Below are 6,559 nucleotides of genomic sequence, written 5' to 3' on the forward strand. Positions count from 1 at the left end.
AAGAGTTTCCGAAGTGTTTAATATAAACTCAAGGTTCGTTTCACCAAAATCTGTTCGCAACGGGATCGCAATACTATCCTGTGAATATCTAAAATAGGTTATGGTGCTGCTATTACTTCTAATGCTAACAAAAGTGGTGTCATCTCCAACCTCACGAATACTTAAATTCTGAGGAGCTTTGGTTAACTGCTGATCTTCAATATCATAAAACCTCAGAATTAGAAATGGAGTGATATCAGCCGATTCCGGACAAATATCATCTCTCTGGCATCCCGCTAGAAAAACCAAAGAAAGTAAGCCAAAAAGTAAATACCTGATGTTCATTTATTATCGTTTTTCCAGAAGGACAACATTTTCCACATGGTGAGTTTGGGGAAACATATCCACGGCTCTAGTTTTGGTAACCTTATAATGTTCATCCATCAAAGATAAATCTCTGGCCTGTGTCGCAGAGTTGCAGCTAACATACACAATTTTTTCAGGCATTATTCCCAGAATTTGAGCCACTACATCTTTATGCATTCCATCGCGTGGTGGATCTGTAATGATCACATCAGGTTTACCATGTTGCGCGATAAAGCTTTCAGTAAAAACCTTACGCATATCTCCAACATAGAACTCTGTATTTTCAATATTGTTGCGTTCAGCATTTTCCCGTGCATCTTTGATTGCTTCAGGAACAGCTTCTACACCAATTACTTTTTTCGCATTTTTAGCTACAAATTGTGCGATGGTACCAGTCCCAGTATAAAGATCATACACCAGTTCGTCACCTTTAAGATCTGCATATTCCCGTGTGATCTTGTATAAGTTGTAAGCCTGCTCAGAATTGGTCTGGTAAAAAGATTTAGCATTGATCTTGAATTTAAGACCTTCCATCTCCTCAAAAATATGGTCACGACCCTTGAAACAGATAACTTCCTGATCGTAGATAGTGTCATTTCCTTTATTATTGATGACATATTGTAATGAAGTGATCTCAGGAAATTCGGTACTTAAAGCATTAAGGAGTAGTTCTCTCTTTACTTTATTTTCTTCATAGAATTGAATAAGAACCATGAGCTCCCCGGTGGAAGTGGTTCTAATCATGAGGGTACGCAACAGGCCTTCCTGGCTTCTAGTATTAAAGAAAGAGATATCATTATTAGTAGCGAAATCTCTGGTGTAATTTCTAATGGCATTACTAGGATCAGCTTGTAAATGGCATTTTTTGATGTCCAGGATTTTATCCCACATTCCCGGAATATGGAATCCAAGGGCATTACGATCTTCAATATTCTCACCACTTTGAATTTCATCTATGGTGAGCCATCTACTGTCGCTGAAGGAAAACTCCATTTTATTCCGGTAAAAATAGATCTCTTCACTTCCAAGAATTGGAGTTACCTCAGGCAATTCAATTTTACCTAGGCGCTGGAGATTATTGATCACCTCGTTCTCTTTATATTCAAGCTGAAACTTATATTCCATGTTCTGCCATTTGCAACCTCCACAGGTTCCAAAATGCTGGCAAACAGGTTCTGTTCTTTTATCTGAAAACTTATGGAACTCTACTGCAGTTCCCTGGTAATATGATTTTCTTTTTCTGGTGGTTTGAATATCTGCAACATCGCCGGGAACGGCATTGTCTATAAAGATCACTCTACCATCTGGAGACTTACCAATTGCCTTACCTTTAGCTCCGGCATCTACTACTTCAATTTCAGTAAATAACTTGTTCTTGTTTCTTCTTGCCATAGCGCAAAAATAGGATAATTAACAAGATTTAAAGAGAGGCCAGTTGAAATTTTCAGCAAACATTTAGTAATTTGCAGCAATTCGAATTTACGGGATGATTTCTCTCCAAATAGCGCTAATTCATGCGAAAAAGTAGGAATAACCAAACACTAATTCAAAAAATTAAGAACTAACATGCCATTACCTAAAGTCAATTCTTCAGATGAAGCGATACAACTGGAAGATCAACATGGAGCCCATAATTACCATCCATTACCTGCAGTATTAAGTAAGGGGGAGGGTGTTCATGTCTGGGATGTTGAAGGCAAAAAATATTATGATTTTCTATCGGCTTATTCCGCAGTAAATCAGGGGCATTGTCATCCAAAGATTGTTGGAGCAATGTACGAACAGGCGTCTAAACTGGCACTTACTTCAAGAGCTTTTCATAATGATGTTCTTGGAGCTTATGAAAAGTATGCTACAGAGTATTTTGGTTTCGATAAGATCTTACCAATGAATACTGGTGCAGAGGCAGTGGAAACAGCTATCAAGATTGCTCGTAAGTGGGCTTATGAGAAAAAAGGTGTGAAGGAAACAGAAGCGCAGATCATTGTTGCTGAAAATAATTTCCACGGAAGAACCACTACGATCATTTCTTTTTCGAATGATGAGGGAGCCCGTAAGAACTTTGGTCCTTATACACCAGGTTTTATCAAGATCAATTATGATGATGTCGATGCTCTGGAAGAGGCAATAGAAAATAATCCGAATATCGCTGGTTTTCTTATTGAACCAATCCAGGGTGAAGCAGGTGTTTATACGCCTACAGATGACTACATGAGAAGAGTGAAGGAAATCTGTAACAAGAATAACGTATTGTTCATGGCAGATGAAATACAAACAGGGATTGCCAGAACTGGTGGTCTTTTGGCTGTTTGTGGGCACTGTACTTGTGAAAATCATTGTGAAAGACAGGAAGAAACTTATAGCAAACCTGATATTCTTATTTTAGGTAAAGCACTTTCTGGAGGGAATTACCCGGTATCTGCAGTACTTGCAGACGATGAAGTGATGGAAGTTATTAAGCCAGGACAGCATGGTTCTACATTTGGAGGTAACCCGGTTGCCGCTGCCGTGGCTGTCGCAGCGCTGGATGTGGTAAAAGATGAAAACCTTATTCAGAATGCCAGAAAACTAGGTAATTTATTCAGACAATTGCTGGATGATTATATTAAAGAAAGTAATATCGTGGAACTTGTACGAGGACGCGGATTACTAAACGCTATCGTAATCAACGATTCTCCAGATAGTTCAACTGCCTGGGATATATGTATGGCGCTTAAAGAAAATGGTTTACTTGCTAAACCAACGCACGGTAATATTATTCGCTTTGCTCCGCCATTAGTTATGAATGAAGAACAATTAAGAGACTGTGTCAATATTATTGTCAAAACTCTAAAGCAATTCGAAAAATAAATTGCATTACAATACATAAAAAAACCCGCTTAATAGCGGGTTTTTTTATTTTAGATCAACAGGCGATTACCCACCATATTCTCTTAAAATCTCTCTTTGCATTTCTTCTACACCTTCCATACCGCCAAAAACAATTAAACTTACAATAGTAATTAGAATAGAAATCCCACTAAGTACAAGACCTATAATTGCCAGGATCTTTCCAGTCTTCACGTTATTATATCCCGTATATAAGTGAGGATCTGTATTATAAATTTCCATTGCACGCTTAGACATCACTAATGCGATAATTCCGAAGATGATTCCCGCAATTCCGTAGCAGCAGCAACCTACGATTGATAAAATTCCGAAGACGAGGATTAGGGTTGAATTTGGTAATTCTCTTTGTTCCATTGGTAGTTAGTTATTGGTTAATTAAATATATAAAACATTTTGTAGAGGTACGAACCTGCTATGATGACTCCGTTAAGAATGACAAGACCAATTTTGATAGTATAGTCATACCGGAATTTAAAAAACAAATTGAAAACGACAATAAGCAGTAATAGAATGATACTATAGATGGCAGGATACATGTAAAAAGCGGCTTCAAAATTACCTTGCAACAACAATGCTACAGAACGCTGCGCTCCGCATCCGGTACAATCAATACCAAAGACGCTTTTGTTCAGGCAGGGTAGCATGTATTCTTCTATCGAACTCAATTGCTTATTCTTACTTTTTTGCTGATCTCTATTTGATCATTTGTTTTCACCTTCACAATATAAATAGCATTACTCAAATTACCGGTAGGATATAAAAATTCTTTTTCCCTGTTTTGCAGAACCTGCTGGTATACCTGCTTTCCCTGCAGATCATAAATTCTTATCTGGGTGATCCAACTGTCGTAAAAGAGTTTTATTTCAAGTTGCTCCTGTTTGTTATTTTGAAATATTTCTATAGAGTTAAGGAGAACTCGTGGTGGTTTGGAGTCGAATACTTTTAAATCTTCTGTCTCGGCATCCTGAGTATTATTGTCTTCAGTAGATTCTTCTGCCGCCGATTCTTGTTCTTCATTATTCTCATTTTCATTAATCTGCTCAGGATTTTCTTCTTCTTGAGGAGGTAATTTTTCAATGAAACTCAGGTAAAACCGGTTTTTGTAATTTCCTTCGGATAGGCTTAAGCTTAAACTACCAGAACGTATACCGAAATACAGATTCTGTTCAGCATCATAAATAAAGACTCGATCTGGATCAAAATTTTGTAGATCTGAAATGCTAAACTCCACTTGTGTATGTTCCTTCAGTTGAAGTAGTAGTGGAATAAGTTTTTCATCAATTTTTGGTTGAACATTAATAACATAGTTGATATCATTCAGATTCCAGAAAATGTCATTGGATTTCTGTTCTATACTTTTAGCATCCATACCATGATCAACCTGATCTGTAGACCTTTCATCAAAGCCAAGAACCAGATTTTTTTCGTGTAAAGCATTGAAGGTAATTTTTAAAGTCAGAGTAGTACTCGATGGTCTCTGTGAAGTCTTGAAGATCGGGATCTGATCATCACCCTTATAGATCCTCTGATTATTTGTGAAGCGTATTATTCCATCCTGCTTTCCAATAACCATAAATCCCTGGCCAATTGGCGACGGACTCCTATTGACTTCTGCTCCTTGAAATAGCTCTGCGCCAGATTCATTTCTGAAAATTGGTGGTGCGTATTGTCTTAGACCAGGTGAATATGTGCCATAGCCTCCTACATAATCTGAAAGATAATGAGAGTTGACTTCAGCTTTAGAATCCCAGAAATAGGCGATTCCGGTAGTAGCTTTATTTTCAAGTAAAAATCGATCCAGATCAAACAAGGAGGGATAAGGATTTCCTATAAGCAGAATCTGGTCTTTTTTAATAGGTATTTCAATCAAACCATTATTGGGAATCCCTCTAAAATCGTAAAGCTGGGCATTTCCAGGATTAATTGCTTCAGAATTGATAACTCTTAGATCCAATCCATTTACTCCTTTCATACTGAAACCTTCACCTGGGAAGAGATCGAATTGATTTCCCAGATATTGCCAGTTCGAATAACCGGTTCCAGAGAATGCATAAAGCCATCTATTCGATATTTGCAGTGGATCAGATTTACCGTTGAGATCTGAACTGAGGGAAACTTTTTCCGAGTTTAATACATCTTCTGGTGCGAATATATAATCGATTAAACTTTGCTCTGTACTTCTAACGGCTACAGGTAAACTCCAGTAATTATAATCATAAGCTGAAGACGTGCCGCGTTGATACACTGAAAGTTTTCCAGTACCTGTATTCTTATTGTAATCAGTTTCTCCCTGCAGCAGTCCGGCATTGTTTCGAAGGTATATGCCAGATTTAGTTCCAGGATCTTTCTGATCTATATTTATTTCCTGCTCCACATAAAGCAGCCTGTTCTCTACATAGAGGTAATGCTCTGCTTCCGCAGAAGATGTGACAGATAATTGTGCGAATACAGAGCTCGCACTAAAAATCAGCAGAAAAAGCAAGGTGTGCTTCACGAAAGCTATAAATTTGCAATAAATGTAATCATTAATCGAATTCGCCGAATTCCGCATTATGATTTAATTGTTTGAAAATGAATAATTCTCAGGTTCTAAATACGATACTCATCTTTCTTGGTGGTGCGCTGCTTCTATATGCTATATCTGTTGACGATGTAAGTCCATACTTCAAAATTGTAGGTCTGGTCATTATTATGCTTGGTCTTTACCGCGCGACTAACTTCTGGGTTGCGACTAAAGATGATCACGAAGGGCAAAATGAAAGTGATAAATGATGCTGAAAAAAGGAGATAGAGTAGAGGTGATCGATGATGCCCTGGCCGGGGTGGTTCAGGATGTTCAGAACGATAGTATTACTATAAAGACTGAAGATGGATTTTTGATGAACTTCGATACGCAGGAACTGGTAAAGATCGAAGATTCACTCGCTATAGCAGATGTATCAGATTTTGATATGGAGCAGGTGATCAAGCAAAAAACACCTGATAAGCCAAGAAGATCTGAACGAATCAAACCAAAGGAGCGCAGTGCTCCTCCTATGGAAGTAGATTTACACATTCATCAGTTGGTAAGATCCAGCCGACATATGTCTAACCATGAAATGCTGAATTTACAGTTGGATCATGCCCGTCACAAACTCGAATTTGCCATTCAGAAACGTATTCCGAAGATCGTATTCATACACGGCAAGGGCGAAGGTGTTCTTAAAATGGAACTGGAGTATCTTTTAGGAAGATACTCGAACGTAAAATTTTACGATGCAGATTATCAGAAATATGGCCTCGGTGCTACAGAAGTATATGTCTTTCAGAATGCTTAATTAGAAGT

The 6,559-nt window shown here is 37.9% G+C and carries 7 protein-coding genes and 1 pseudogene; 3 read left to right on the forward strand and 5 right to left on the reverse strand.

Annotation, left to right across the window (positions count from 1 at the left end):
- Both ACNI3T_RS00080 and rlmD read right to left on the reverse strand, forming a co-directional pair.
- Positions 1-324: pseudogene (locus ACNI3T_RS00080) on the reverse strand (hypothetical protein); the annotation flags it as partial.
- A gap of 3 nt (positions 325-327) precedes the next feature.
- Positions 328-1,737 carry a 23S rRNA (uracil(1939)-C(5))-methyltransferase RlmD gene (gene rlmD, locus ACNI3T_RS00085; RefSeq protein WP_418226070.1) on the reverse strand — a complete coding sequence of 470 codons (1,410 nt, stop codon included), beginning with the start codon at positions 1,735-1,737 and terminating at the stop codon, positions 328-330.
- Between the two features lie 174 nt (positions 1,738-1,911).
- Here rlmD and rocD point away from each other — a divergent pair, with 174 nt between their 5' ends.
- Complete coding sequence (gene rocD, locus ACNI3T_RS00090; protein WP_418226071.1) at positions 1,912-3,195, forward strand: ornithine--oxo-acid transaminase; 1,284 nt, start codon at positions 1,912-1,914, stop codon at positions 3,193-3,195.
- Positions 3,196-3,261: 66 nt separating this feature from the next.
- On the opposite strand, the gene ACNI3T_RS00095 is transcribed toward rocD, so the two are convergent.
- From ACNI3T_RS00095 to ACNI3T_RS00105, 3 genes are read right to left on the reverse strand one after another with little or no spacing between them, the layout of a single operon-like run.
- Positions 3,262-3,588 carry a CCC motif membrane protein gene (locus ACNI3T_RS00095; RefSeq protein WP_295182344.1) on the reverse strand — a complete coding sequence of 109 codons (327 nt, stop codon included), beginning with the start codon at positions 3,586-3,588 and terminating at the stop codon, positions 3,262-3,264.
- Between the two features lie 17 nt (positions 3,589-3,605).
- Positions 3,606-3,899 (reverse strand): DUF2752 domain-containing protein, encoded by a 294-nt coding sequence (locus tag ACNI3T_RS00100; RefSeq protein WP_418226072.1) that lies wholly within the window; start codon positions 3,897-3,899, stop codon positions 3,606-3,608.
- Positions 3,896-5,728: a T9SS type A sorting domain-containing protein gene (locus ACNI3T_RS00105; RefSeq protein WP_418226073.1), complete on the reverse strand. Its 1,833-nt coding sequence runs from the start codon at positions 5,726-5,728 to the stop codon at positions 3,896-3,898. Before ACNI3T_RS00105 ends, ACNI3T_RS00100 begins: the two co-directional genes overlap by 4 nt.
- Before the next feature lie 77 nt (positions 5,729-5,805).
- Here ACNI3T_RS00105 and ACNI3T_RS00110 point away from each other — a divergent pair, with 77 nt between their 5' ends.
- Positions 5,806-6,006, forward strand: coding sequence for a hypothetical protein (locus ACNI3T_RS00110; protein WP_141877539.1), 201 nt, complete (start codon positions 5,806-5,808; stop codon positions 6,004-6,006).
- On the forward strand, positions 6,003-6,551 hold the full coding sequence (locus tag ACNI3T_RS00115; RefSeq protein WP_418226074.1) for a Smr/MutS family protein: 549 nt from the start codon (positions 6,003-6,005) through the stop codon (positions 6,549-6,551). Before ACNI3T_RS00110 ends, ACNI3T_RS00115 begins: the two co-directional genes overlap by 4 nt.
- The last annotated feature ends 8 nt before the right edge of the window (positions 6,552-6,559 follow it).

Source organism: Christiangramia qingdaonensis, assembly GCF_048381525.1.
GTDB lineage: Bacteria > Bacteroidota > Bacteroidia > Flavobacteriales > Flavobacteriaceae > Christiangramia.

Coding starts and splice junctions, on each gene's coding strand:
- rlmD (WP_418226070.1), bottom strand. CDS start 1,737: ATGGCAAGAAGAAACAAGAACAAGTTATTTACTGAAATTGAAGTAGTA.
- ACNI3T_RS00115 (WP_418226074.1), top strand. CDS start 6,003: ATGATGCTGAAAAAAGGAGATAGAGTAGAGGTGATCGATGATGCCCTG.
- rocD (WP_418226071.1), top strand. CDS start 1,912: ATGCCATTACCTAAAGTCAATTCTTCAGATGAAGCGATACAACTGGAA.
- ACNI3T_RS00110 (WP_141877539.1), top strand. CDS start 5,806: ATGAATAATTCTCAGGTTCTAAATACGATACTCATCTTTCTTGGTGGT.
- ACNI3T_RS00095 (WP_295182344.1), bottom strand. CDS start 3,588: ATGGAACAAAGAGAATTACCAAATTCAACCCTAATCCTCGTCTTCGGA.